This is a genomic window from Enterobacter cloacae complex sp. 397G4, assembly GCF_050031515.1.
GTDB lineage: Bacteria > Pseudomonadota > Gammaproteobacteria > Enterobacterales > Enterobacteriaceae > Enterobacter > Enterobacter hormaechei_C.
In genome coordinates this window covers 2557820-2582497 of the sequence record NZ_JBLGWE010000001.1, presented here as the reverse complement: position 1 = coordinate 2582497, position 24678 = coordinate 2557820, and the positions used below count along the sequence as shown (strand labels likewise).

At 54.0% G+C, this 24678-nt stretch carries 21 protein-coding genes and 1 pseudogene; 18 read left to right on the top strand and 4 right to left on the bottom strand.

Annotation, left to right across the window (positions count from 1 at the left end):
* The first annotated feature begins 52 nt into the window (after positions 1 to 52).
* The 14 genes from ACQG1Y_RS12475 to dbpA all read left to right on the top strand — a co-directional run bounded on the left by ACQG1Y_RS12475 (position 53) and on the right by dbpA (position 16811).
* Positions 53 to 316, top strand: coding sequence for a PAAR domain-containing protein (locus ACQG1Y_RS12475; RefSeq protein WP_032648447.1), 264 nt, complete (start codon positions 53 to 55; stop codon positions 314 to 316).
* Positions 316 to 1746 carry a hypothetical protein gene (locus tag ACQG1Y_RS12470; protein ID WP_414234720.1) on the top strand — a complete coding sequence of 477 codons (1431 nt, stop codon included), beginning with the start codon at positions 316 to 318 and terminating at the stop codon, positions 1744 to 1746. The genes ACQG1Y_RS12475 and ACQG1Y_RS12470 overlap by 1 nt, the downstream gene beginning before the upstream one ends.
* Before the next feature lie 5 nt (positions 1747 to 1751).
* Positions 1752 to 5150, top strand: coding sequence for an ImcF-related family protein (locus ACQG1Y_RS12465; RefSeq protein WP_414234719.1), 3399 nt, complete (start codon positions 1752 to 1754; stop codon positions 5148 to 5150).
* Positions 5150 to 6751 carry a type VI secretion system protein TssA gene (gene tssA / locus ACQG1Y_RS12460; RefSeq protein ID WP_414234718.1) on the top strand — a complete coding sequence of 534 codons (1602 nt, stop codon included), beginning with the start codon at positions 5150 to 5152 and terminating at the stop codon, positions 6749 to 6751. The genes ACQG1Y_RS12465 and tssA overlap by 1 nt, the downstream gene beginning before the upstream one ends.
* A gap of 41 nt (positions 6752 to 6792) precedes the next feature.
* Positions 6793 to 8547 (top strand): type VI secretion system baseplate subunit TssF, encoded by a 1755-nt coding sequence (tssF, locus tag ACQG1Y_RS12455; RefSeq protein ID WP_047637284.1) that lies wholly within the window; start codon positions 6793 to 6795, stop codon positions 8545 to 8547.
* Positions 8511 to 9596 (top strand): type VI secretion system baseplate subunit TssG, encoded by a 1086-nt coding sequence (gene tssG / locus ACQG1Y_RS12450; RefSeq protein ID WP_254309147.1) that lies wholly within the window; start codon positions 8511 to 8513, stop codon positions 9594 to 9596. The genes tssF and tssG overlap by 37 nt, the downstream gene beginning before the upstream one ends.
* Entirely contained in the window at positions 9574 to 10119 is a 546-nt protein-coding gene (tssJ, locus tag ACQG1Y_RS12445) for a type VI secretion system lipoprotein TssJ (RefSeq protein WP_032648436.1), read from the top strand. The genes tssG and tssJ overlap by 23 nt, the downstream gene beginning before the upstream one ends.
* Positions 10119 to 10574, top strand: coding sequence for a type VI secretion system baseplate subunit TssE (tssE, locus tag ACQG1Y_RS12440; protein ID WP_063138322.1), 456 nt, complete (start codon positions 10119 to 10121; stop codon positions 10572 to 10574). The genes tssJ and tssE overlap by 1 nt, the downstream gene beginning before the upstream one ends.
* 23 nt (positions 10575 to 10597) lie before the next feature.
* The gene (locus ACQG1Y_RS12435) at positions 10598 to 11914 is read left to right on the top strand and encodes a VasL domain-containing protein (protein ID WP_414234717.1); all 1317 of its coding nucleotides are present in this window, start codon (positions 10598 to 10600) and stop codon (positions 11912 to 11914) included.
* Between the two features lie 28 nt (positions 11915 to 11942).
* A complete protein-coding gene (locus ACQG1Y_RS12430) occupies positions 11943 to 12431 on the top strand; it encodes a hypothetical protein (RefSeq protein WP_058688803.1) in 489 nt (162 codons plus the stop codon).
* Between the two features lie 316 nt (positions 12432 to 12747).
* Complete coding sequence (locus ACQG1Y_RS12425) at positions 12748 to 13878, top strand: methyl-accepting chemotaxis protein (protein WP_080276444.1); 1131 nt, start codon at positions 12748 to 12750, stop codon at positions 13876 to 13878.
* A 90-nt stretch (positions 13879 to 13968) separates the two neighbouring features.
* Positions 13969 to 14952 carry a zinc transporter ZntB gene (gene zntB, locus ACQG1Y_RS12420; protein ID WP_017382256.1) on the top strand — a complete coding sequence of 328 codons (984 nt, stop codon included), beginning with the start codon at positions 13969 to 13971 and terminating at the stop codon, positions 14950 to 14952.
* Between the two features lie 281 nt (positions 14953 to 15233).
* Positions 15234 to 15380 (top strand): hypothetical protein, encoded by a 147-nt coding sequence (locus tag ACQG1Y_RS12415; RefSeq protein ID WP_275427718.1) that lies wholly within the window; start codon positions 15234 to 15236, stop codon positions 15378 to 15380.
* A gap of 57 nt (positions 15381 to 15437) precedes the next feature.
* Positions 15438 to 16811, top strand: coding sequence for an ATP-dependent RNA helicase DbpA (gene dbpA / locus ACQG1Y_RS12410; protein ID WP_368740393.1), 1374 nt, complete (start codon positions 15438 to 15440; stop codon positions 16809 to 16811).
* Between the two features lie 43 nt (positions 16812 to 16854).
* Here the strand turns inward: dbpA and ttcA are convergent, their stop codons facing one another.
* Entirely contained in the window at positions 16855 to 17790 is a 936-nt protein-coding gene (gene ttcA, locus ACQG1Y_RS12405) for a tRNA 2-thiocytidine(32) synthetase TtcA (protein ID WP_001186974.1), read from the bottom strand.
* A 49-nt stretch (positions 17791 to 17839) separates the two neighbouring features.
* Positions 17840 to 18037, bottom strand: a pseudogene (locus tag ACQG1Y_RS12400) (tyrosine-type recombinase/integrase); the annotation flags it as partial.
* Positions 18038 to 18107: 70 nt separating this feature from the next.
* Here ACQG1Y_RS12400 and ACQG1Y_RS12395 point away from each other — a divergent pair.
* The 3 genes from ACQG1Y_RS12395 to ACQG1Y_RS12385 all read left to right on the top strand — a co-directional run bounded on the left by ACQG1Y_RS12395 (position 18108) and on the right by ACQG1Y_RS12385 (position 19081).
* Positions 18108 to 18239 carry a hypothetical protein gene (locus tag ACQG1Y_RS12395; RefSeq protein WP_017693355.1) on the top strand — a complete coding sequence of 44 codons (132 nt, stop codon included), beginning with the start codon at positions 18108 to 18110 and terminating at the stop codon, positions 18237 to 18239.
* 219 nt (positions 18240 to 18458) lie between these two features.
* Complete coding sequence (locus tag ACQG1Y_RS12390; protein WP_000790642.1) at positions 18459 to 18656, top strand: hypothetical protein; 198 nt, start codon at positions 18459 to 18461, stop codon at positions 18654 to 18656.
* 2 nt (positions 18657 to 18658) lie between these two features.
* The gene (locus tag ACQG1Y_RS12385) at positions 18659 to 19081 is read left to right on the top strand and encodes a GFA family protein (RefSeq protein ID WP_032653714.1); all 423 of its coding nucleotides are present in this window, start codon (positions 18659 to 18661) and stop codon (positions 19079 to 19081) included.
* 33 nt (positions 19082 to 19114) lie between these two features.
* Here the strand turns inward: ACQG1Y_RS12385 and ompC are convergent, their stop codons facing one another.
* Positions 19115 to 20230 carry a porin OmpC gene (ompC, locus tag ACQG1Y_RS12380; protein WP_045339863.1) on the bottom strand — a complete coding sequence of 372 codons (1116 nt, stop codon included), beginning with the start codon at positions 20228 to 20230 and terminating at the stop codon, positions 19115 to 19117.
* Between the two features lie 386 nt (positions 20231 to 20616).
* Positions 20617 to 24141, bottom strand: coding sequence for a pyruvate:ferredoxin (flavodoxin) oxidoreductase (gene nifJ, locus ACQG1Y_RS12375; RefSeq protein WP_368740394.1), 3525 nt, complete (start codon positions 24139 to 24141; stop codon positions 20617 to 20619).
* Between the two features lie 270 nt (positions 24142 to 24411).
* Here nifJ and ACQG1Y_RS12370 point away from each other — a divergent pair, with 270 nt between their 5' ends.
* Positions 24412 to 24678: a putative hemolysin gene (locus tag ACQG1Y_RS12370; protein ID WP_003856935.1), complete on the top strand. Its 267-nt coding sequence runs from the start codon at positions 24412 to 24414 to the stop codon at positions 24676 to 24678.

The window sequence follows — 24678 nt, the reverse complement described above, 5'->3', positions numbered from 1 at the left end:
AAAATTCAACGCTATATAGTCAGTTGTTTTCTTCGAATTAAAGGATTAGCAAATGGGGAAATTTGTCGTCGTTTTAGGGGATGCCACTACGCATGGTGGCAAAGTCACATCAGCCTCATCCAGTTTCGATATATCCGGTAAAAATGCCGCACTTTTGAATGATACCGTCAGTTGCCCGGAACACGGTATGAATAAAATTATTGAATGCGATGTTTCTGCGTATGAAGAAAACGGGCGTGGAATTGTATTGCATGGCTGCAAGACGCAGTGTGGTTCGAGTGTCATCGCAAGTATGCCGGATATGGAGGTTGGCTGATGGGATGGTCTCTTCCGGAAGTGCCTGAAAAAGAGCAGGCACCATCCTGGTCACCGTGGAACTGTCTGTTGATTATTATTCTCGGACTTTTCACCGGGCTGCTTGTTGCTGTACTGAAATCTCCGGCGACAGGGTTACTTTCATTGAGCAGTGGGGCCTGGTTGCCACTGACGGCCTGGACATTTGCGGGCATTTCGGCAGCCATCGCGGTTTACACTTTCAGGCAGGAAATGCTGGCAGTTCGTGTCTGGAACTGGAATGAGTGGTGCCGGAACATGCGTCTGAAGTGGCGCTTACGTGCACAACAGCATCTTGTCATTCTCAGCCATGTTTTCATTACTGCCGATACGGGACTGTTAGATCGTCTCGCACATACGCAGGAAGAGGAAAGTTCAGACACATCGCCTCTCACGATGTTGCCAGACGAACCGCTTACACCCGGTATTTCACGTTTTGAGCAGCTGCTTCGTCATCTCATTGCTCAGATAATGCCCTCGATTCGGCGGCGATATTCTTCCGGCCCACTCCAGATTATTGTTCAGACCAACGGTAGCGACAAAGACCGTGAATCTCAGTCTTTCTATCGTATCTGGTCAGCAGGTTCCCCTCCCTGGAAAGCTGAGATTCATTTTCAGGACGTAGACTCATCCTTTGATGACTGGAATCAGTTTGTGGCGTCAACAAAGCGGCCCGTACTGGTACTGGCAATGCACTATCGTTTGCCCAATGATGTTCTGCCGGAATTTGCCAGCGCGTTATTTTTGATGCCACCATCGATGCTGAATCCGGGTGAGCAAAAAAATGCATTACGGCTTTTCCGGGCGATGCCGCTCAACACCCGTATGCTTGCAACGGAACTCACTGAATTACGGGATATGGCCCTCACGTCTGCCAGCAAGAAACACCTTGTCTGGCACAGTGGGCTCACAGATGCGCCAAGACAGTCAGTGAGCAGGGTGCTGAATGATCTGTCGGTTCCTTTGTACGATAGCATTGGCACTGGCGGTGTCATTGACTATGACACCGCCAGTGTCCGGTATGGCGGTCTTGCTGGCTGGGCAATGACTGGCGCTGCGGCTGAGATGGCTGCTTATGGCCCCACCAGCCAGTGGCTTCTTCTCGAAGGTGAAGACGATGCCTGGGCTGTGTCGCTCGGAAACGCCGCTCCTGCAGTCGGGCATGATCATTTCGTGATTCAGCCTCCCTTTCCCGGGGGATCTGTTCTTATGGCATTACTGCTTAATGCTGGGCTGTACAGTCTGATGATCCGCTATTTCCCTTCAACTGCATTCTCCTGGGCAGGGATCTCTCTTCTTCTGCTGTCAATGATTGTGACATTGCCTGGGCTGGCCATTTTGCTGAGACGAATTACAGCCCGTCTTCAGCGCCCGGAATTTATCAGGGTTGCACGACACTCCGGAAAGGAATAACCGGCATGAAAAAGGTTTCAAAGCCACTGGGAGCAGGACTACTTATCGTGGCAGTTCTGCTGATGATACTCTTTATTTTTGCACAGACAGCGCAGTTACCGTCCGGTAGCGGTGACGATAATTTCTGGTATGTGCTGGCAGGTTGCATCATTCTGACCGCCACATTATGCACCCTGGTGTTCTTTACGTTGTCCAGGCAACAAAATCCCTCTCCCGTTACGCCTGATGGTGAAAACAATCCCAACGAAGAAAGCGCGTCGGATCAATATGATTTTTCAGCACTGAGCAGGAATCTCAGAAGGCGGCACTCGTTCTTCTGGCGGCGTAAAGTCCGCCTGCTGCTGATCACCGGCGATGAAGCCGCGATTGAGCAACTGGTACCCGGCCTGCAACAGCAGCAGTGGCTTGAAGGCAACCGCACCGTGCTGATTTACGGCGGCAGCCTGGCATCGGAGCCTGACCGCGAAAAATACACCGCGCTGCGTAAACTACGCCGTGGACGCCCGCTGGACGGGATTATCCGTGTACTGCCCGAGTCGCTTAATCTTACCCCACATATCAGCGATAGCGATTTACGCGGCCTGGAAAAAATCAGCGAACTGCTGCGTTATTCCGCTCCGGTCTGGCTGTGGCAACTGTGCAGCAGTCACTGGTCGCAGGGTACGCGTCCTGAGCAGGCGGTAGGCGCAAGCTTTCCACCACGCGCAAAAGAAGACGATGTGATCCGCCAGCTGGAACTGATGCTGCCGGCCCTGCGGACGCAGGGGATGAGTCAGGTCGCGGAAAACAGCAGCCACGACTTCCTGCTGCGCCTGAGCCAGCACCTGAACGACGGTGCTATTGCCCGCTGGGCTCAGCAGTTGCAGCCATGGCTCTTTGTTTCTCAGCAGCGCGTCCCGCTGCGTGGTCTGATGTTCAGCCTGTCGGAGAAGAAACCTGCCGGAATGTCAGCGGAAACAGCCGACGCTGAGAATTATGGATCACAGCGTCATGCCCTGACTCTGCCAGCAACCTGGCAGGGTATTGTTGACGACTGCACCCGCATACGTGGCCGTCGTGTCGGTATGCCGTGGGAACGAGCGCTGGCCTGGGCACTGATGGCCATCATCAGTGTCTGGGGGGTAGGGACGCTGCTGTCGTTTGCGGTCAACCGGTCACAAATCGTTTCTGTTGCACAGCAGGCTCATGCTCTGGTGGACCACCCTTCTGTATCGGATTACCAACTGACTGCCCTGCATGCTTTGCGTAATGATGCCGGTCGCCTGCTGCACCATATTCAGGACGGCACCCCATGGTATCAGCGCTTTGGTCTGAACCATGATCAGCAGTTGCTTGACGCAATGCTGCCCTGGTACGGGGTGGCGAACAACCGTCTGATACGTGACCCGGCAAATGAAGCGCTTAAGCAGAAGCTCATTGCGCTGGTCAATTCGGCACCCAACAGCGACCAGCGGACACAGATGGCGAAACCGGGTTATGATCAGCTGAAAGCCTGGCTGATGATGTCCCGTCCGGATAAAGCTGATGGTGCATTCTACGCGCAAACCATGAAAACCGTGCAGCCGACGCGTTTAGGCATCTCAGCTGGACTGTGGCAAAGCCTGTCACCGGATTTGTGGGCTTTCTACATCACCGAACTGCCAGCGCAGCCACAGTGGAAAACCACACCGGATGCGCAACTGGTAAGCCAGAGCCGCCAGGTGCTGTTGCAGCAAATTGGACGGCGCAACGCGGAAAGTACGCTGTACGAGAACATGCTCAAATCCGTGCGTCGTAACTTCGCCGATGTGTCTCTGGAGGACATGACCGGCGGTACCGATGCCCGTCGCCTGTTTACCACAGATGAGGTGGTGCCGGGCATGTTCACCCGTCAGGCCTGGGAGGGAGGTATCCAGCAGGCCATTGAGAAAGCGGCGAACTCCCGCCGCGATGAAATTGACTGGGTGCTGAGCGACAGCCGGAAAGCCGTCTCCTCAGACCTGTCGCCGGAAGCACTGAAAGTACGTCTGACGGAACGCTACTTCACCGACTTTGCCGGTAGCTGGCTGAGCTTCCTCAACAGCCTGCAACTTAATCCGGCAAACAATATTGCAGACGTCACCGACCAGCTGACGCTGATGAGTGATGTTCGCCAGTCACCGCTGATTGCCCTGATGAACACCCTCGCCTGGCAGGGGCAGACCGGCCAGAAGAGTGAAGACCTGTCGGATTCCATCATCAAATCGGCTAAAGACCTGGTAGGCGGGAAGGACAAACCGGTAATTGACCAGTCAGCCTCAGGCCCGCAGGGCCCACTGGATGAAACCTTTGGACCGTTGCTGGCACTTATGGGTAAAAACAAAGGCAGCAATGTTATGTCGGCTGACAACTCACTGAGCCTGCAAACTTATCTTACCCGTATCACCCGTGTGCGTCTGCGTCTGCAACAGGTCGCCAGCGCCTCTGACCCTCAGGAAATGATGCAGAGCCTGGCGCAGACCGTGTTCCAGGGTAAAAGCGTGGATCTGACCGACACGCAGCAGTACGGCAGCCTGATTGCTGCAAGCCTGGGCGAAGAGTGGAGTGGTTTTGGCAGCACCATGTTTGTGCAGCCACTGACCCAGGCCTGGGAAACTGTGCTTCAGCCATCGGCAGCGAGCCTGAATGACAAATGGGGTCGCTCCGTGGTGGCGAACTGGCATACGGCATTTGACGGACGTTTCCCATTCGCGATCAGCAAGAGTGATTCCTCTCTGCCAATGCTGGCTGAGTTTGTGCGTAAGGACAGCGGACGCATTGAGCGCTTCCTGACCGCGGAACTCGGCGGTGTGCTGCATAAGGAGGGCAGCCAGTGGGTGCCAGATAAGGTTAATAGCCAGGGGCTGAGCTTTAATCCAGCCTTCCTGCGGGCGATTAATCAGCTCAGCCAGCTATCGGATATCTTATTTACCGACGGCAGTCAGGGCATCAGCTTTGAGCTACAGGCGCGTCCGGTACCGCAGGTGGTAGAAACGCAACTGACTATTGATGGACAAAAGCTGCACTACTTCAACCAGATGGCAGACTGGCAGAGCTTCCGCTGGCCTGGTAACACCTACAAGCCCGGAACCATGCTGACATGGACCACCGTCAATGCGGGTGCACGTCTGTTTGGTGATTACAGCGGAACCTGGGGCTTTATTCGCTGGCTGGATGAAAGTAAGAGAGAGCAGCTTGACCGCAGTCAGTGGATGATGAGTTTTACCGCCCCGGATGGTCGTACCCTACAGTGGGTACTGCGTTCACAACTGGGCAGTGGGCCGCTGGCGTTACTGGCACTCCGGGGTTTTACGCTGCCAGATCAAATATTCAGCGTCGACAGCACGGCTATGGCGCAGGCGCTGATGACCAACACAGAAAACAGTGACATGGACGGAGTCGAATAATGGACGCTTTGCAGAATCTGGTTGTTGCCTGCCAGGCGGATGAAACCTTGCTGCGACAGCAGGCGCAGTCACGTATGGAAAGCTGGCAGCGCTGGCTTACCCCTATCAGTGAGATCAATCCTACAGGAGAAGACCCGGGTTATGACGATGATTTCCAGCGTATCCGGGAGGAGGTCAATAAACTTTCCGGCATTGATACCGGGCTGATTTGCCAACTGGCTGAAAAGGTGCTGACCACAGAGGCCAAAGATGTCCGGGTTGCTACTTACTATTGTTGGGCGCGCTTGCACCAGGACGGTGAAACCGGGTTTGCTGAAGGGCTTGAGTTACTGGCGGGATTACTAACCCAGTATGGAACACAGCTCCATCCACAGCGCGAGCGAAGCCGTAAACCGGCGCTGGAGTGGCTCGCAGGCTCTCGTCTACTTGACAGCCTGTTACTCTGGCCAGAAGTGGTACGCGACGATGCCCAGCGTACGACCGGTGCGTTGCTGCTCATCCGAGACAGTCTTGAAACTGAGTCGGAAGCGTCACATCCAGATCTGAGTGCCCTGTACAGCGCGCTGGGATCCCGCCTGATGAAAGCCGGTGGCGTGGATGCGGTAATACCTCAAAACGCCAGCAGTCAGACACGCGCGCATCCAGCAGCTCATACGGTAGAACAGGACACGCCAGTGCTGAGCCGCATCACGTCCGGTCAGGATTTGCTGGCTCAGGCCCGAACCCTTACGGGATATTTGCGTGAGCAACCTGATGGCTGGCTTGCCGCACACCGGCTGATGAAAAGTCTGCGTCACGACACGCTAAGAGCAATCCCGGCACCGGATGCCGAAGGGAAAACGCGCATCGAACCGCCGCGGGCTGACCAGCGTGCAATGCTTAAACGGCTGTATTTGCAACAGAGCTGGCTGGAGATACTGGAACAAGCGGACAGCACTTTCTCGCGTGGCGCCAATCATCTCTGGCTGGATTTGCAGTGGTACATCCATCAGGCCCTGATTAAATCAGGCCAGGATGTGCTGGCCGATATCATTACCGCTGACCTGAAAGGGCTGCTGCGGCGCCTTCCTGGACTTGAAACGCTGGCCTTCAATGACGGCACACCCTTTGCTGATGAGGTCACGCTGAACTGGATAAACCAGAGCGTGCTCGACGAGATGTCCAACTGGCGGGATGAGTCTGTCAGTGCCTTGAGTGAAACTGGCAACGATATTCTGGCCCTTGAACCGGAAGCACTGGAGAAAGCTGACACGGATGGTCTGGATGCCACACTCCACTGGCTGCAAACGCGCCCGGGCACCGACACCACAAAAGACAAATGGTTGGTGCGTCTGCTGATGGCACGTGTGGCTGAGCAGAAGGGTAAGAATGAACTGGCGCTGCATCTGCTGGGTGAGCTTGACGCTGCAGCACAGGCCATCACCCTTACTCAGTGGACGCCAGCGCTGTTGTTTGAAGTGAAATCGCGCCGCCTCAGGCTGCTGCGTATGAAAGCCGCCCGCAGTGAAACCGATAAGTCACGGCTTCAGCCAGAGATGGACCAGCTTCTGGCGGGCCTGATTGCCCTTGACCCGGCAGGCTGTGCGGTACTTTGCGGGTAAAGCGACTGACATACCTTTAAAACACACATATTCAGGTTCTTATGGACGACTTAACCCTGCGTTACTACGACGCTGAAATGCGCTATCTGCTGGAAGCCGGCGAAGAATTTGCCCGCGCTCACCCTGAACAGGCGGCAATGCTCAATCTCGATAAAGCGGGCGCGCGCGACCCGTACGTGGAGCGACTGTTCGAGGGCTTTGCCTTTCTGATGGGCCGCCTGCGTGAGAAGCTTGATGACGACCTGCCTGAACTGACTGAAGGGCTGGTCAGTCTGCTATGGCCGCATTACCTGCGCACTATTCCCTCGATGTCGGTGGTGGAGTTCACTCCTGTCTGGCGTGAGATGAAAGAACCGATGCGTATTGCCAGAGGTTTCGAGGTCAATTCGCGGCCGATCGGTGAAAAAGGCACGCGTTGTCGCTACACCACAACTAAAGAGATAACCCTTCAGCCACTGGCGTTGGAGCATGCCCGCCTGTCGACTGATCCTGACGGGCGCTCTGTCATCAGCCTGCGCTTCAGTTGTAGCCATCTTGCTGACTGGAGCCGTGTCGATCTCAGCCAGATCCCGTTCTATTTCAACGCTGACGCACCGCTGGCCTGCGCTATGCATGAAGCTTTTACCATGAATACTGCGCGTCTGTGGCTGCGCATGCCGGGCGACATGGACAGAAGGCCGATGGACGGGTATTTCACCGCACTGGGGTTTGGTGATGATGACAGGCTGTGGCCGAAGGGGGACAGCAGTTTCAGCGGTTACCAGTTGCTGCTGGAGTACTTCACCTTTCGCGAGAAATTCATGTTTACTGGGCTGCGCGGGCTGGAGAGCGTGGTCTTTCCGGCTGAGATCCCGTGGTTTGAAATCGACGTGGTGCTGGCGGAACGCTGGGAGCATGACTTCAGCTTTACCGAAAAGCACCTGCGCCTGAATTGCGTGCCGGTCATTAACCTGTTCCCGCTGGAATCCGATCCGCTGACGCTCAATTCTCTGCAAACCGAATACATGCTGCGCCCGATGCGCGTGCAGGATGGCCATACCGAGATATATACCGTGGATTCGGTGATGTCATCGAGCCAGCACACCTACGTGCCGTTTTCGAGCTTCCGTCATAAGGGAGGAATGATGCGTCATGAAGCACCGGAATATTACTACCACACCCGCGTGCGCCGCGGTCCGTCCGGCCTGCATAACACCTGGCTCATCCTTGGCGGCGAAGCATTTGATAATCATACCGTCCCGGAAGACGAAAGCCTGTCGCTGACGCTCACCGGCACCAATGGTCAACTGCCACGACGTGCGCTGCAGAGCACCGTGCTTGATACGGTGATGAAAACCACTTCGGTCAGCATTGCCGTGCGCAACCTGTGTGCGCCGACGCTGCCTTGTTACCCACCTGCGCAGGACCGTTTTCACTGGCGCGTACTGAGTCACCTTGGCAGCGGATTTCTGTCGATGATGGATAATGCCGACGTGCTGCGCGGTACCATGGCGCTGTATGAATGGACCGACAGCGAGATGAACCGTCGCCGTCTGGAAGCCATCCTCGAGGTGAAGCACAGTGAAACGGAGCGCTTTGAACAGGGCTACCTGGTCCGTGGCGTGCAGATTGAAGTCACGCTGGACAGCAATGGCTTTGCCGGACGCGGCGACATCTGCTTATTTGGCGAGATGATGAGCCGATTCTTTGCGCTATACACTGACATCTACTTGTTTAACCGCCTGATTATCATTCTGCAACCGACCGGAGAACGCCTGGAATGGGAAGAGAAGCACAACCGCCGCATTCCCGGCTGAGCCCACGGCTGGAAGCCGACCTGCATCGTATTAACTTTTACCGTTTATGCCAGTTGCTGGAGAAGCGTAACCCGGGCAGGCCGCTGATGGGCTCGACCAGTCACCCGGGCGATGACCCGGTACGCTTTGCCCCGCATCCGGGCATGGGATTTCCGGCCAGTGAGCTGAAAGCCGTGGAGTATGATGAGGATGATGACAGCCGGCCACCACGTATCCGCACGACTTTTATGGGAATGTACGGTGTCGACTCACCCCTGCCGATGGCGTATCTCGATGACATCGCTCAGCGTCGGGAAGGGCATGACGCACTACAGGGTTTTCTGGATATTTTCAGCCATCGCATTCTGACGCAGTTTTACCGTATCTGGCGTAAATACTCTTATCCGGCCACCTTTGAACCCGGTGGTACGGACAGCATCTCGCAGTCATTGCTGGGCCTGGTGGGATTGGGTATTCCCGGCACAGCAGACCACATCGCCACACCGGTATCTCGTTTTCTGGCTCTGCTGGGTGTTCTACAGCAACCGGGCAAAACTCAGGAGGGAATGCAGGCGCTGGTGACGTTGCTGGCCCCGGATACCACCGTGAAGGTCAGTCCATACTGCCTGCGGCCGGTGGAAATGGGTCAGCCGCTGGGCTTTTACGGTGATGACGATTTTCTGCTGGACGGCAACACGCCACTGGGTGACGAAGCGATGGATGCGGGTAGCCAACTGCTGGTTGCGCTTACAACGGATAATGAACAGGAGGCACAGGGCTGGAAGCCGGACGGTCTGCTGTATCAGGACTTTCTGGTGATGCTTCGTGTCTGGCTCGGCTGGCGTTTTAAAGCAAAGATCACCCTGACCACACGGACCCGACTGCTGGCCGTTCCGCCGCTTGGCGAAGGCCCTTTCTGGCTCGGGATGAACGGCGTGCTGGGTGCTGATGAGAGGGAACTTAAAGACGATATCCCACCGACCTTTACGACGGAACTGGGCTATTACACTGGCCTGAAGCCGGCAATACCACAACAAGGAAACCGACGTGTTACGTACAAGTTTGATTAAATCCGCAGGCTGGTTGCCTGCACTGCTGGTGTTCAGCCTGACGGGGTGCGGGATGACGCAGGGTATCACCGATGGCACCAAATCGGCATTTAACGCCGTGTTCTACAAAAAAATTAAGATGCTGCACCTGGATTTCACGGCGCGTGAAGCGCTAAACACCGATTCCCGCGAAAGTAACTCACTCTCCGAGCCGGTGGTAGTTCGTGTCTATCAACTGAAAGACCGTAAAATCTTCGATAAAACGGTTTACCAGCAACTACTGAACGATGGCGAAACTATTCTGAAAACCGACCTGATGGCGACCCGCGATGTGGTCGTAAAACCGGGCGGTGATACAAATCTTGATATGCCAATGGAAGAAGAAACGCAGTTTGTCGCGGTAGTCGGCCTGTTTCGTCACCCGGACCTGGTAAACAATACCTGGAAGCAGGTTCTAAAACGTGAAGATCTCGATCCGGATAAGCCGCGCATTCTGGAGGCCGGGAATAACCACCTGACGTTACAGCCATTGAAGGATGACTGATGCCTAAGGGACATAATACGCCATCGCTGTATGAAATGCTGAGCGGCAATTTCTCAGGTGGCCTGAGCCTCAACCAGGTCAGCGAACAGAATCAGGTGATTTTATCGGTACTCGATAATATGCAGCGGGTACTTAACTGCCGCGCCGGTACGCTGGCTCACCTGCCGGACTACGGCCTGCCGGATATGACAAAAATCCTCCAGGGAATGCCCGGGACCGCCCACCAGCTGATCACCACACTGTCGGCCGTGTTGCTGAAATATGAGCCGCGCCTGAGCCGGATTAACGTGGTGATGCAGGAACAGATCCAGCCCGGTGAACTCCGCTACGCCATTGATGCGGAGCTGAAGGGGGTGGGGCTGGTGCGCTACGGCACGGAATTTATGCCCGAGGGCAGGGTATTAATCCGTCATCTGAAACAACAGCAATACCTCGATGCACGAGCCGCCATCTAGTTATTACTCAGGTTAAAACAGTTATGACAATAAATTCTGAACGCCAACTTAAAACCGGCGGGGATCCGCGCACGCTTGCGGATTACGCTGCCTTGCGCGACGAAATGAACAAGCTCACCCATCCGGCACGCCCGGATGTTAACTGGCAACACGCGGAAACGCTCTGTCTGTCACTGTTCGAGCATAACGGTGTGGAGCTACAAACGGCTGCCTGGTATACGCTCGCCCGCACGCATCTTGCCGGCCTCTACGGCATGAATGAAGGGCTGGCGCTACTGGCTGCACTGGTCGTCCGTCAGTGGGGTAGCCTCTGGCCACAGCCTGTCCATGCGCGAGTTGAAATCCTCAGAGCACTGAGCAAACGCCTGCAACAGGTGGTGCGAACGCTGACGTTGACGTATGCCGATTTAGGACAACTTTATCAGGCTGAGGAGAATCTGAACGCGCTGAGTGACATGTTGCAGCGCCTCGAACTTAAGCATGCTGCTCAGCTTGATGCTCTGCGCACGATGATGCAGAACGCAGCAGTGCGTCTGGAAAACAGTGAAAATACGGGCGTAAGTCTGCCGGGTAACGCGGTGGGGGCCGCGGAACTCCACCTCACAGAACCGACAGAGCGTTGTAAATGGGTTTATGTGGTTCAGCCCGAGCCGTTGCCGAATAAAGAGCCTCCTGTACCCGTGAAACAGTGGAAGCCATTTGCTGCGGGTATGTTGTCCATGCTGATGGCTGCCAGTGTTGTCGTAGTGGGATGGCAGATGATGCATGCGCCAGATTCGGCGCAAATGCAGCTGGCTGCGACTCTGGCTCCTTTACCTGAAGGACTCTCTACAGCACAGTTGCAGGCGCTGCAACAAACGTCACCGCCACATGAACCGGGGATCAGCAAGACACATCAGTTGTTAGCGCAGCTTTTACACCTGAAACCAGACTGGGCAGTAAGCTACGGCGACCGTCTGGTGCAGCAGGCGCTGACGTTGTGGCCTGAAGAGGCCAAACCCCTGGCACAACAGTGGCACAAGCAAATTAGCGTTGCCGGACTTGCAGAGTCAGAGCTGAATGGCTGGCATCAGGGAATGACGCAGTTACAGCAGTTGACGAACAGGCTAAACGCGCTGGATGAACAGAAGGGGAAGTACATGACGGTCAGCGAACTGAAATCAGCCGTGTTTGCCATGTCGCAGTCCTTCAGCCATACCGTTCCGCTTGAGGAGCAGCTTCGTCTGCTTTCCATTTTACCTGCCGGGCAACCCGTGTCAGCAGCGCAGCTAAACCAGACCGAACAGCATCTTCAGCAGTTGATTGCCAGCTATGCCCTGCTGAAGCACCAAAAAGAATAATGAGACTGGCGAAAAACACGGAGTTGACATGTCAGCAAGAGAGCGTTTTTTTAAGAAAGTGCAGCAGAGCATCGGGGACAAACCGATCTATGTTAATACGGCTGAGGCCGAAGTCAGGGCGTTTTGTGAGCGGATGGAGGATCTTGCGCAGCAAATCATTACATGGTTTGAAGGTTCTGGTATTGAAATATTTTTATCTAAAAAACATATCACCGATTTAAGTACGGTTGGCTACAGCCTCAGTAGCGGTATATGTCGTTATGCCATTACGACGATCATTTTGCAAAATGGGGATCGCAGCGTCACCATTATGCCAGAACAGGTGATCAGCGGGCCGGAGAAGGGGTGTGTGACGATGAGTATTAATGTCCCCGATAGTCTGTCGGGGGCGAGGATATTCCATTTAAGCATGGCGCCTGATACAGGCTGGTATATTCGTCGCGGGCATCAAAGTGCAAAAGAGAATATTCTCATGACTGAGGACTATTTTTTCCAGGCTATCGACTGTCTGGCCTGAACGTAAGTCACCCTAACGGAAGGAGCGCGCATTAACGTAGTTAATATATATTAACTACGTTAACTTATTAAGCACCACTACACACCGGCGGCCTACAGTACCCCTCCTTAAATATATAATTAACATTTTTGAAGGGGTATCAGTAACCCAACGACAAGCCAGATATTTAGCGTAAAACATGCTTTTTATCCGCCTTAAGTAAAACTGAGCAAATCAAACTGCAAAACAACAAACCAGCGACGAACGTGAGGACAAATTCGTATGGCAATGCTATAACCCTTAATGCCAACCAAAATATAATGTCCCAGGAAAACGTATGCTAAGAAATATTAGTGTCAGAACGTTCATTGTCTATTTCCTTTTATGTGTATTTTTGGTAAGTGATGGAGTTATAGCGCTATTTTCACGAAATTCTTCGCTTTTTATTGCAGTCATAATTGTACAATTCATCGCCTTATTTTTGCTTTGGGCGTACATGACAAAATATCTTGTGACGCCGATCAATACGGTGAAAAAAAGTATTGAAGAAGTGACGTCAGGCAAACTTGGCGTGTCGATACCTGAATTTGGCAACAATTGTGCGGGACGCCTGATCCCGGGGATTAATAGTCTCTCCAGCAACATTGCAACCCTGGTCCGTGAGATCCGCGCCTCCTCGCAAACCGCGATGACCCTGTCAGATCAACTCTCTTCACGCAGCGCGCAGCTTTCCGTCAAAACAGAACAGCAGTCAGCTTCGCTGGTGCAAACGGCAGCCAGCATGGAAGAGATGGCTGCAAGTACAAAAAATAATGCCGACAATACCCGTTTAGCCAGCGAGCAGGCGAATATCGCGACGTTACAGGCGCGTAAAGGCGGAGAATTAATGGGGCAGGTCGCGAACAATATGCAGTCGATTACCGACTGCGCCCAGCAAATGACAGAGATTATCTCGCTGATTGACGGTATCGCTTTTCAGACCAATATTCTGGCGCTTAACGCCGCCGTTGAAGCGGCAAGAGCGGGCGACCATGGTAAAGGGTTTTCTGTGGTCGCGGGTGAGGTGAGAAGCCTGGCGCATCGTAGCGCCGAAGCGGCAAAAAATATTAAGTCACTGATTGAAGTTACCAGCCATAACGTGACGCAGGGCGTTAACGTGGTCTCTGAAGCCGAAAAAAACATGCATGACATTGTTACCGGTTCGGGCAATGTGAGCAGACTGATGGATGAAATATCCGCCTCAACATCAGAACAGGAAAAAGGTATTTCACAAATTACGCAGGCATTGTCAGAGCTTGAACGCGTAACGCAGAGCAACGTGTCGATGGTTGAGGAACTCAATGGGTCGTCAGATGTGCTGCGCAATCAGGTGATTGAGCTCCAGACACGAACACGTAATTTCCGTCTGGAAAATGAGTTCCAGACTGACAATGCGTTAAGAAGCCGCGAATGGGCGGTGAATTCCTGAACGTATTCAGGACGATGCCTCACATAATTATTGCTTAACCCTCGGCGAAAGCTAGACTGACACCGAAAGAGATAAAACGGTGGAGGCGCTGTGGAGAGCATTAAAGGGTCTGAGGTTAACGTACCTGACGCAGTTTTTGCATGGGTGTTTGATGGACAAGGCGGCGCAAGGCCGCTTGAAGATCAGGATCACATCGACAGCGAACATCCATGCTGGCTGCACCTCAACTACACGCACCCGGACAGCGCCGAGTGGCTCGCGTCCACGCCGCTACTGCCCAACAACGTTCGGGATGCGCTGGCGGGAGAAAGTCTCAGACCCCGCGTCAGCCGGATGGGTGAGGGGACGTTAATTACGCTGCGTTGTATAAACGGCAGTACGGATGAGCGTCCGGATCAGTTGGTGGCAATGCGTGTTTATATGGATGAACGGCTGATTGTTTCCACCCGCCAGAGAAAAGTGCTGGCGCTGGATGACGTCATTAACGATCTGAAAGAGGGCACGGGGCCTACGGATTGCGGCAGCTGGCTGGTGGATGTGTGTGATGCGCTGACCGATCATGCCAGCGAGTTTATAGAAGAACTTCACGATAAAATCATCGATCTGGAAGATAACCTGCTCGATCAGCAAATCCCCCCACGTGGTTTTCTGGCGCTGCTGCGTAAGCAGCTCATCGTGATGCGCCGCTATATGACCCCTCAGCGCGACGTTTATGCGCGGCTGGCCAGCGAACGCATGAGCTGGATGAACGACGATCAACGCCGCAGAATGCAGGATATCGCTGACCGGCTCGGACGTGGACTGGACGAGATTGACTCATGTATTGCCAGAACGGCAGTCATGGCGGATGAGATAGCCCAGGTGATGCAGGAGTCGTTAGCCAGGAGAACGTACACCATGTCGCTGATGGCGATGGTCTTTTTACCGAGTACCTTCCTGACGGGGTTGTTTGGCGTAAACCTCGGAGGGATCCCCGGCGGTGAATATCACTATGGCTTCACCACGTTTTGCGTCATGTTAGTGGTTTTAATTGGGGGTGTTGCATGGTGGTTGCATCGTAGTAAATGGCTGTAAATTTACGCTTTTCTGAGGCAGAGTCGGCTTCAAAACGACATTTTAATTGAGCGAAGTCAATAAACTCCGACCATGTTAGGTGCAATATTACTCCCGCAGGTGAATGCAACGTCAAGCGATGGGCGTTGCGCTCCATATTGTCTTACTTCCTTTTTTTGAATTACTGCATAGCACAATTGATTCGTACGACGCCGACTTCATAGTCGGCTTTTTTTTTGCCTCCTGTTTATCTGCGTCTACCCTTTAGGGGTCAGCACCCTAATCTGGAGGAAAAGATGAGTATGCTACTTGCCCTGCAACGCCTCAACACCTGGCAGTCCGATCCGGTGCCCACCGATCCGACGCCGATACCCGATCCTGTCCCACGTCCGCAGCCGATGCCGGATCCGCCGCCCGATGAAGAACCGATTAAATTGTCGCATCGTTAGCGCAGATCTGCGAGGATACGCGCCATCTGACTGCAATCATTACCACGAGAGTATATTGTGACCGCTTTTTCCACGCTGAACGTTCTGCCTGAAGCCCAACTGACTAACCTGAATGAGTTGGGCTACCTCACTATGACCCCTGTCCAGGCCGCCGCGCTGCCGGCTATCCTTGAAGGCCGTGACGTGCGCGTGCAGGCGAAAACCGGCAGTGGTAAAACGGCTGCATTTGGGCTAGGCCTGTTACAATACATTGATGCAACCCTGTTTCAGACTCAGTCCCTGATACTCTGCCCGACGCGCGAGCTGGCCGACCAGGTCGCGGGTGAGCTGCGTCGTCTGGCGCGTTTTTTGCCTAACACTAAAATTTTAACGCTCTGCGGCGGGCAACCGTTCGGTGCGCAGCGCGATTCCCTTCAGCACGCGCCGCATATCATTGTGGCAACGCCGGGCCGTCTGCTCGATCACCTGCAAAAAGGCACTGTTTCACTCGATGCACTGCAAACGCTGGTGATGGATGAAGCTGACCGCATGCTGGATATGGGCTTCAGCGATGCGATTGACGAAGTGATCCGCTTTGCCCCAGCCACACGCCAGACGCTGCTCTTTTCTGCCACCTGGCCCGAGGCGATTGCAGCGATCAGCGGGCGCGTGCAGAAGAACCCGCTGACCATTGAAATCGATACTGTCGATGCGTTACCAGCGATTGAGCAGCAGTTCTTCGAGACATCGCAGCACGGCAAAATTCCACTGCTACAAAAATTGCTGAGCCAACACCAGCCAGCGTCCTGCGTGGTGTTCTGTAATACCAAAAAAGATTGTCAGGCGGTGTGCGATGCCCTGAATGATGCCGGACAGAGCGCATTATCGCTGCATGGCGATCTGGAACAGCGCGATCGCGATCAGACGCTGGTGCGTTTCGCTAACGGCAGCGCTCGCGTGCTGGTTGCAACGGATGTGGCGGCCCGTGGCCTGGATATTAAATCGCTTGAGCTGGTGGTGAATTTCGAACTGGCATGGGATCCGGAAGTGCATGTCCACCGCATCGGGCGTACCGCGCGCGCAGGTAACAGTGGTCTCGCCATCAGCTTCTGCGCACCTGAAGAGGCGCAGCGCGCCAATATTCTTGCGGAAATGCTGCAACTGAAACTCAACTGGGTGAATACCCTTGGTAATATCAGCATCGCTCCGCTGGCGGCGGAAATGGCCACCCTGTGCATCGACGGCGGTAAAAAGGCCAAAATGCGTCCCGGTGACGTTCTGGGGGCGTTAACTGGGGATATCGGTCTCGACGGGGCAGATATTGGCAAGATCACGGTCCATCCTGCGCATGTCTACGTAGCGGTTCGCCAGTCGGTTGCGCATAAGGCCTGGAAACAGTTGCAGGGCGGGAAGATTAAAGGGAAGACCTGCCGCGTTCGACTGCTCAAATAAGCTTAAAACGCGTCTCAGAAACGATATCTGAGACGCTGCCAGGTTACTTGACTTCTACCACGTTCAGGCGCAGTTCATCGAATTGCGCATCCTCTTCCTCTGGCTGCCAGCCAGCAGGCTGCATCGGGATCTCTTCGCGGTCAAACGCCAGATCCCCGCCATTCACCACCTCTGAACCGTGGTTAATCCCTTTGAAATCGAACAGTTCAACGTCGGCCAGGTGCGAAGGCACCACGTTCTGCATGGCGCTGAACATGGTTTCGATGCGGCCCGGATAGCGTTTATCCCAGTCACGCAGCATGTCGCCAATGACCTGACGTTGCAGGTTCGGCTGTGAGCCGCACAGATTGCACGGAATGATAGGGAAGGCTTTGGCCTGGGAGAAACGCTCAATGTCTTTCTCGCGGCAGTAGGCGAGTGGGCGGATCACGATGTGTTTGCCGTCGTCGCTCATCAGCTTCGGTGGCATTCCCTTCATTTTGCCGCCATAGAACATATTCAGAAACAGCGTTTGCAGAATGTCGTCCCGGTGATGACCAAGCGCAATCTTGGTGGCGCCCAGTTCGGTTGCGGTGCGGTACAGAATGCCGCGACGCAAACGTGAGCAGAGCGAGCAGGTCGTTTTGCCCTCTGGGATCTTCTCTTTAACAATGCCGTAGGTATTCTCTTCTACGATTTTGTACTCAACGCCCAGGTTCTCAAGGTACTCCGGCAGGATATGCTCCGGGAAGCCCGGCTGTTTCTGATCGAGGTTAACCGCGACCAGGGAAAAGTTCACCGGTGCGCTTTGCTGTAGATTGCGCAGGATCTCCAGCATGGTGTAGCTGTCTTTACCGCCCGACAGGCAGACCATGATGCGATCGCCTTCTTCAATCATGTTGAAGTCTGCAATGGCTTCGCCCACGTTACGGCGCAGTCGCTTTTGCAGTTTATTCAGGTTGTACTGTTCTTTCTTGTTAATTTCTTGATTTTGTTGCATCTATTCGTTACTCAGATCTCAAATGGGGCACAGGGTGAGGAAAACGATTTCAAAGCGTCAGCTTCGTGTTCATCTCTTCTATCCATGTAGCATAGATTTCATACACCATCTGCGCATGTACGTGCCCCATCTGGTTAGCGATAAAAGACGGGTTTGCGGCTACCGGTAAAAACCAGCATGCGAAAGTGTGTCGTGTATGGTACGGATTGCAGCGCCGAATGCCAGCACGATTTACAAATGAGCTCCACAGGAGAAGTTTGGTTAAGACTGAAGGGTTGTCTACACTTACAGCTTACGCAGTAAAAACGGAGGTGAAAATGACTGACCGTCCCGTTAATGGTGACCATCCTGATTATAATCCCAGCCCGGATAACCCGGACAAGGATGGAAAAAAACCGAAAGATGATCCTGGCTCAGCGCCTGAATCAGGCGATAAAGATCCAGAGTAATGACCTGCCGCCTTTTCGAAGGCGGTTTTAACACCCATTCGGCCTCTCTACGCGCACCGCTATTCATGTTGTCCTCATCAACGTTGTCTGATAACCGCTCAGAACCCCTCCTGTTTTGCCTGGCGAACAGCTGAGATAAAGCACGGATCTCATTCCTGCGTACCAGCGCGTTTTACATTTCTCCTGCTACGCTTTTGAGGGGGACAAGGGAGCGCTTCTATGAAAAATAAAGACGAGCAGACAGGATTAGTTGGGCTGGCGATTGGTGCCGCCGTTATCGGGCTGGTTTCATCCCAGAAGATCATCAACCGTGAAAGTATTGTCGCTGAGCTGGTAAGGCTCGGCAGGCAGAAGGGGGATGGTGTCGAAGATGAGGTCTTTTTAAAAGCGGCTGAGTTAGTGAGAAAAGGAGTATAACAATGGCTGATATTCGTCATGCACAGTGTCATTGTGGGGCGGTGAAATTTACGGTTGAGCTGACGGACGGCCTGAATACCGCACGTCGATGTAGCTGCTCGTTTTGCAGGATGCGTGGGGCGGTAGTGGTTTCAGCGCCTTTGACGGGCATTAAGGTGACGCAGGGCGCGGACACGCTCACAGAGTACCGTTTCAACACCGGCACGGCGCGCCATTTCTTCTGTTCGATTTGCGGTATTTACACGTTCCATCAACGACGTTCCAATCCCAATGAATATGGTGTGAATGTCGCCTGTCTGGAAAATGTCACGCCATTCGACTTCCCGGAAGTGGCGGTAATGGATGGAGTAAATCACCCTATGGATGGCGACAGCGGGGTAATTGGTTATCTCTCTTTTCGCAAAGAACAGGCGAAACAGCGATAAAATTAGCCCGCAGATCGCTGCGGGCTAACGGGATTAGAACTGGTAAACCAGACCTAACGCTACAATGTCATCCGTACCGATGCCATTGTTTTTGTAGAACGAATCATCTTCATCCAGCAGGTTGATTTTATAATCAACATAGGTGGACATGTTTTTGTTGAAATAATAGGTAGCACCGACGTCAGCGTATTTCACCAGATCTTTATCGTCCTGGCCATTGCCCAGGTCTTTACCTTTGGACTGTAAATAGGAAATAGCCGGACGCAGACCGAAATCGAACTGATATTGTGCGGTGACTTCGAAGTTCTGAGTTTTGTTTGCCACGGTGTTTTCGTCATGAGCATCACCGTATGGCGTCATATTACGTGTTTCGGAATACATCGCCGCCAGATAGATGTTGTTTGCATCGTATTTCAGACCAGCAGTCCATGCATCAGCTTTATCACCACCCGCAGTGGTATGCATTTCCTGATCGTTGGTACGGTCAGATGACGCATATGCCGCGCCCGCGCTGAAGCCCATGCCAAAATCATAAGTCGCGGAGAGACCATAACCGTCGCCATTCTCATGACGTACATCGCGGCCGTTGTTAGTGCCTTCCTGATTGTTGCTGGCATCTTCATTATTACCCTGATACTGCACCGCGAAGTTCAGACCCTGCACCAGACCAAAGAAGTCGGTGTTACGGTAGGTAGCCACGCCGTTTGCACGACCGGTCATAAAGTTATCGGCATAAGTATAAGAGTCGCCACCAAATTCTGGCAGCATATCGGTCCAGCCTTCAACGTCGTACAGGACGCCATAGTTACGGCCGTAATCGAAGGAGCCGTAATCGCCCACCTTCACACCCGCGAAGGCCAGACGCGTCCAGGACTGATTGTCAGAACCTTCGGTGTTGTTTGCCTGAATGTTGTATTCCCATTGTGCGAAGCCGGTCATCATGTCGTTGATTTGGGTTTCACCTTTGAAGCCCAGTCGCATATAGGTTTGATCGCCATCTTTAGACGCGTCGTCAGAGAAATAATGCAGACCATCTACTTTGCCATACAGATCCAGTTTATTGCCGTCTTTATTATAAATTTCAGCTGCGTGAGCGGCGCCAGCCATTAACAAAGCGGGGATCATCAGTGCCAGTACTTTTCTTTGCATTTTGATTATTCCTTTGCAGTTATTTTTTTATTACTTCGTAAACTTTCCGGGCTGGAAAGCTGTCCCATGCTAAATCACTCTGACGGCGGATGAATAAAATATAATTGTTACGGGTTAAGTAAAATCTAAACTAAATGATGCGGTAGAAATAACGATTGATGCCATGAATGAATTATTATAATCAATACAAAATAAAAATTATTAATTACGTGGAAAACAAGGTAACCTCCACGCCGTTATATGCCTTTAAGATTTTTTCATCCATAATTCACGTGAATATTGTTCAGAACATTGAGGCAATTTTCACCGATCTTCTGGATTCGCCCGGTGCACGTGCATCGGGCTTTTTTTGGCAAAAAAATGCCCGGACAAGCCGGGCATACGGGTTATTCACTGGTCGATTTTTCGGCTTTCCCTGCCAGTTGCGCCAGAAAGTCATAACGCTTCTGAAGATCTGCTGCCGCATCCTTCCATAGCTGCTCTGCCACTTCTGGCTGTTGGGCGTTCAGCCTGCGGAAACGCTGCTCCTGAAGTAGAGTTTCGGCAAGGGCGTCTGACGGCGGACGCGAATCCAGCGCCAGCGGCAATTTCCCTTCATCGGCACGGCGCGGGTCAAAGCGGTACAGTGGCCAGAAGCCGGTTGCGGTGAGCTGACGCATCTGGTCGTGGCTGAGCGCCAGATCGTAGCCATGCTCCTCACACGGACTGTAGGCGATAATCAGCGACGGCCCTGGATACGCTTCCGCTTCCTGAATGGCTTTCACCGTCTGGTTGAGCTGCGCCCCCAGCGAAATCTGCGCGACGTAGACGTGTCCATACATCATCATGCTGACGCCCAAATCTTTACGCGCCTTGCGCTTGCCGTGCTCCCCAAATTTCGTGACCGCCCCCAATGGCGTTGCTTTCGAGGCCTGTCCGCCGGTGTTGGAATAGCACTGAGTATCAAGTACCAAAATATTGACGTTTTCGGTCAGGCTCAGGACATGATCAAGACCGCCGAAGCCAATATCGTAGGCCCACCCGTCGCCACCGATCAGCCAGATAGATTTTTCAACCAGCGCGTCAGCATCGGTCAGGAGTTGTTCAGCCCCTTCAACACCCTGAAGCGCGTTGCGCAGTTCAGCAACCTGCGCGCGACGAACGTCAGGTGTGGCCTCCGCATGCAGGGCATCATTCAGTTCTGCCGGGATCTTATCGGCAAACTGTGCCAGCAGACGCATTACGCGGGCGCGGTGCTGATCGACCGTCAGACGGAATCCCAGACCAAATTCTGCGTTGTCTTCGAACAGGGAGTTTGCCCACGCCGGGCCGCGACCGTTCGCGTCGGTGGTGTATGGCGTAGACGGCAGGTTACCCCCATAGATTGACGAGCAGCCCGTCGCGTTGGCAATCAGCATTCGGTCACCGTAAAGCTGAGTGAGCAGTTTGATATACGGTGTTTCGCCGCAGCCGGAGCACGCCCCGGAGTACTCGAAGAGCGGGGTGATGAGCTGCGAGGTACGAATGTCAATGCGTTCCAGCTTGTTGCGATCGATTTCGGGCAGGTCGAGGAAGAAATCATAATTCACTTTCTCTTCTTCAACATGTTCAAGACGCGACATCATATTGATGGCTTTGATTGACGGGTCCTGACGATCTTTCGCCGGGCACACCTCGACGCACAGGTTACAGCCGGTACAGTCTTCCGGCGCCACCTGTAGGACATATTTCTGACCACGCATATCGCGGGATTTTACATCCAGCGCGTGCAGACTTTCCGGCGCGCCATCTAACGCTTCTGGCGACACCACTTTGGCGCGAATGGCCGAGTGCGGGCAGGCCGCCACGCAGTGGTTGCACTGGGTGCACAGCTCTTCTTTCCAGATAGGGATCGCTTCGGCAATGTTGCGTTTTTCCCAGCGGGTCGTGCCCATCGGCCAGGTGCCGTCAGGCGGAAGCGCAGAGACGGGAAGGGTGTCGCCCAGTCCGGCAAGCATCGCCGCCGTGACGGTTTTGACGAAATCCGGGGCGGCGTCAGACACCACTGGCGGCCGGTTCGGACTGCTGGCATTGACCGGCTGCAACGGCACCTCGAAAAGCGATTCGCGGGCCAGCGCCAGCGCCTGCCAGTTGCGCTCAACCAGTTCCTGACCCTTGCTGCTGTAGCTTTTGGCGATTGCACCCTGAAGCTCCATCAGCGCGCTGTCGCCCGGCAGAATATTGGTCAGGTGGAAGAACGCCATCTGCATAACCGTATTGATGCGCGCCGCCAGGCCGCATTCGCGGGCGATCTTCGCGGCGTTAATGACATACAGGCGCGCCTGTTTCTGGTTAAGCACCGCCTGCACTTCCTGGGGCAGGCGTGCCCAGACCTCGTCGGCGCTGTAAGGGGTGTTGATCAGGAAAATACCGCCGGGCTTCAGGCGCTCGGCCATCTGATATTTATCAATGAACTGGAGCTGGTGACAGCCAACAAAATCCGCCTGAGAAATCAGGTATGCCGAGCGGATCGGGTGTTCGCTGACGCGCAGGTGGGAGACGGTCAGTCCGCCCGCTTTTTTGGAGTCATAGACGAAATACCCTTGCGCATACCACGGCGTAGAGTTGCCGATAATTTTGATGTTGTTCTTGGTTGCCGAGACGCTGCCGTCGCTACCCAGACCGTAGAACAGCGCTTCCAGTTTCGCAGTCGAGGGCAGGGTGTTTTCCGGCAAGGGGAGAGAAAGGTTAGTCACGTCATCATAAATGCCGACCGTAAAGCGCGGCTTCGGTTTTGCCTCGCGGAGTTCAGCAAATACCGCCAGGACGCACTCCGGTCCGAACTCTTTGGAAGACAATCCATAACGCCCGCCAATGACGCGTGGCAGCGTTTCGCGCTCACCGCGGTTAAACGCCTCAGCCAGAGCGGTCATCACATCCAGATAAAGTGGCTCAGCCTGTGCGCCAGGCTCTTTGGTGCGGTCCAGTACCGCCACTGCACGCGCGCTATCCGGCAGGGCTGCGAGCAGGTGTTTCGCTGAGAAGGGACGGTAGAGGCGAACTTTGAGCACGCCAACTTTTTCACCACGCGTCAATAGCTCATCAACCACCTCTTCACAGGTGCCAATGGCGGAGCCCATCAGGACGATCACGCGCTCGGCCTGCGGATGACCGTAATATTCAAACGGCTTATATTTGCGGCCCGTCGCAGCGGCAAAATCGTCCATCGCCTGTTTAACGTGCTCATAGACCGCGTTGTACCACGGGTTCGTCGCCTCGCGGGACTGGAAATAGGTATCCGGGTTCGCAGAGGTACCCCGGATCACCGGATGTTCCGGATTGAGGGCGCGAGCGCGATGCGCATCGATGTCAGCCTGCGGCAGCAGATTAAGAATAGTGTCGTCCGGTAGCGGAACGATTTTATTGATCTCGTGGGACGTACGGAAACCATCGAAGAAATGAATAAATGGCACTCGGCTTTTCAGCGTGGCGATATGCGAAATCAGCGCGAAGTCCTGCGCTTCCTGCACGCTGCTGGCGCAGAGCATAGCGCAGCCGGTCTGACGCACGGCCATCACATCTGAGTGGTCGCCAAAAATAGAGAGAGCGTGAGTGGCTACGGTGCGTGCGGCGACGTGCAACACGAATGGCGTTAATTGCCCTGCCAGCTTGTAAAGCGTGGGGATCATCAACAGCAGCCCCTGAGACGACGTAAACGAGGTCGACAGGGCACCGGTCTGCAACGCACCATGCACGGTGGCAATGGCACCGGCTTCGGACTGCATCTCTACAACCCGCGGGACATCGCCCCAGACGTTTTTTATCCCATTACCAGCCCAGGCGTCAGCCTGTTCAGCCATCGTGGAGCTGGGAGTGATGGGGTAGATAGCGATCACTTCGCTGGTACGAAACGCAACAGACGCGACTGCACCATTGCCGTCAATAGTTTGCATAGGACAACACCCTTACATTGCGCAAAAAGAGGGGCCTGTAAAACGACGACAGACCCTGAATATTATCTGTGTATTTTAGCAAAGCTCAGGTTTTACGATTTTCGCTTTTGTGTCCTTGGTATGCGCTGTATCAATGACTCGTAGGCTATTCGTGTTAAAAAATTGCGAGAAATTGTTACCAGGGCGCATAAATACGCACATCCGCTCTCGACGATGCGGCGCGTGATGCCTATTATGCATAGGTTTCGCTTTAATTATGGGGAGGAAGGTATGCGTTCAGCATTTTGGGTCGGATGTGCCGCGTTACTGTTGTCGGCATGCAGCAATGAACCTGTACAGCAGGCGACAGCGGCACACGTTACGCCAGGTATGCGGGCGGCGATGTCCAGTTCAGGTCAGGCCAACTGCGCAATGATCGGCGGTTCACTCTCCGTTGCCCGTCAGCTCGATGGCTCCGCCATCGGCATGTGCGCATTGCCAAATGGCAAACGCTGTAGTGAGCAGTCGCTTGCCGTAGGTTCGTGCGGAAGCTACTGA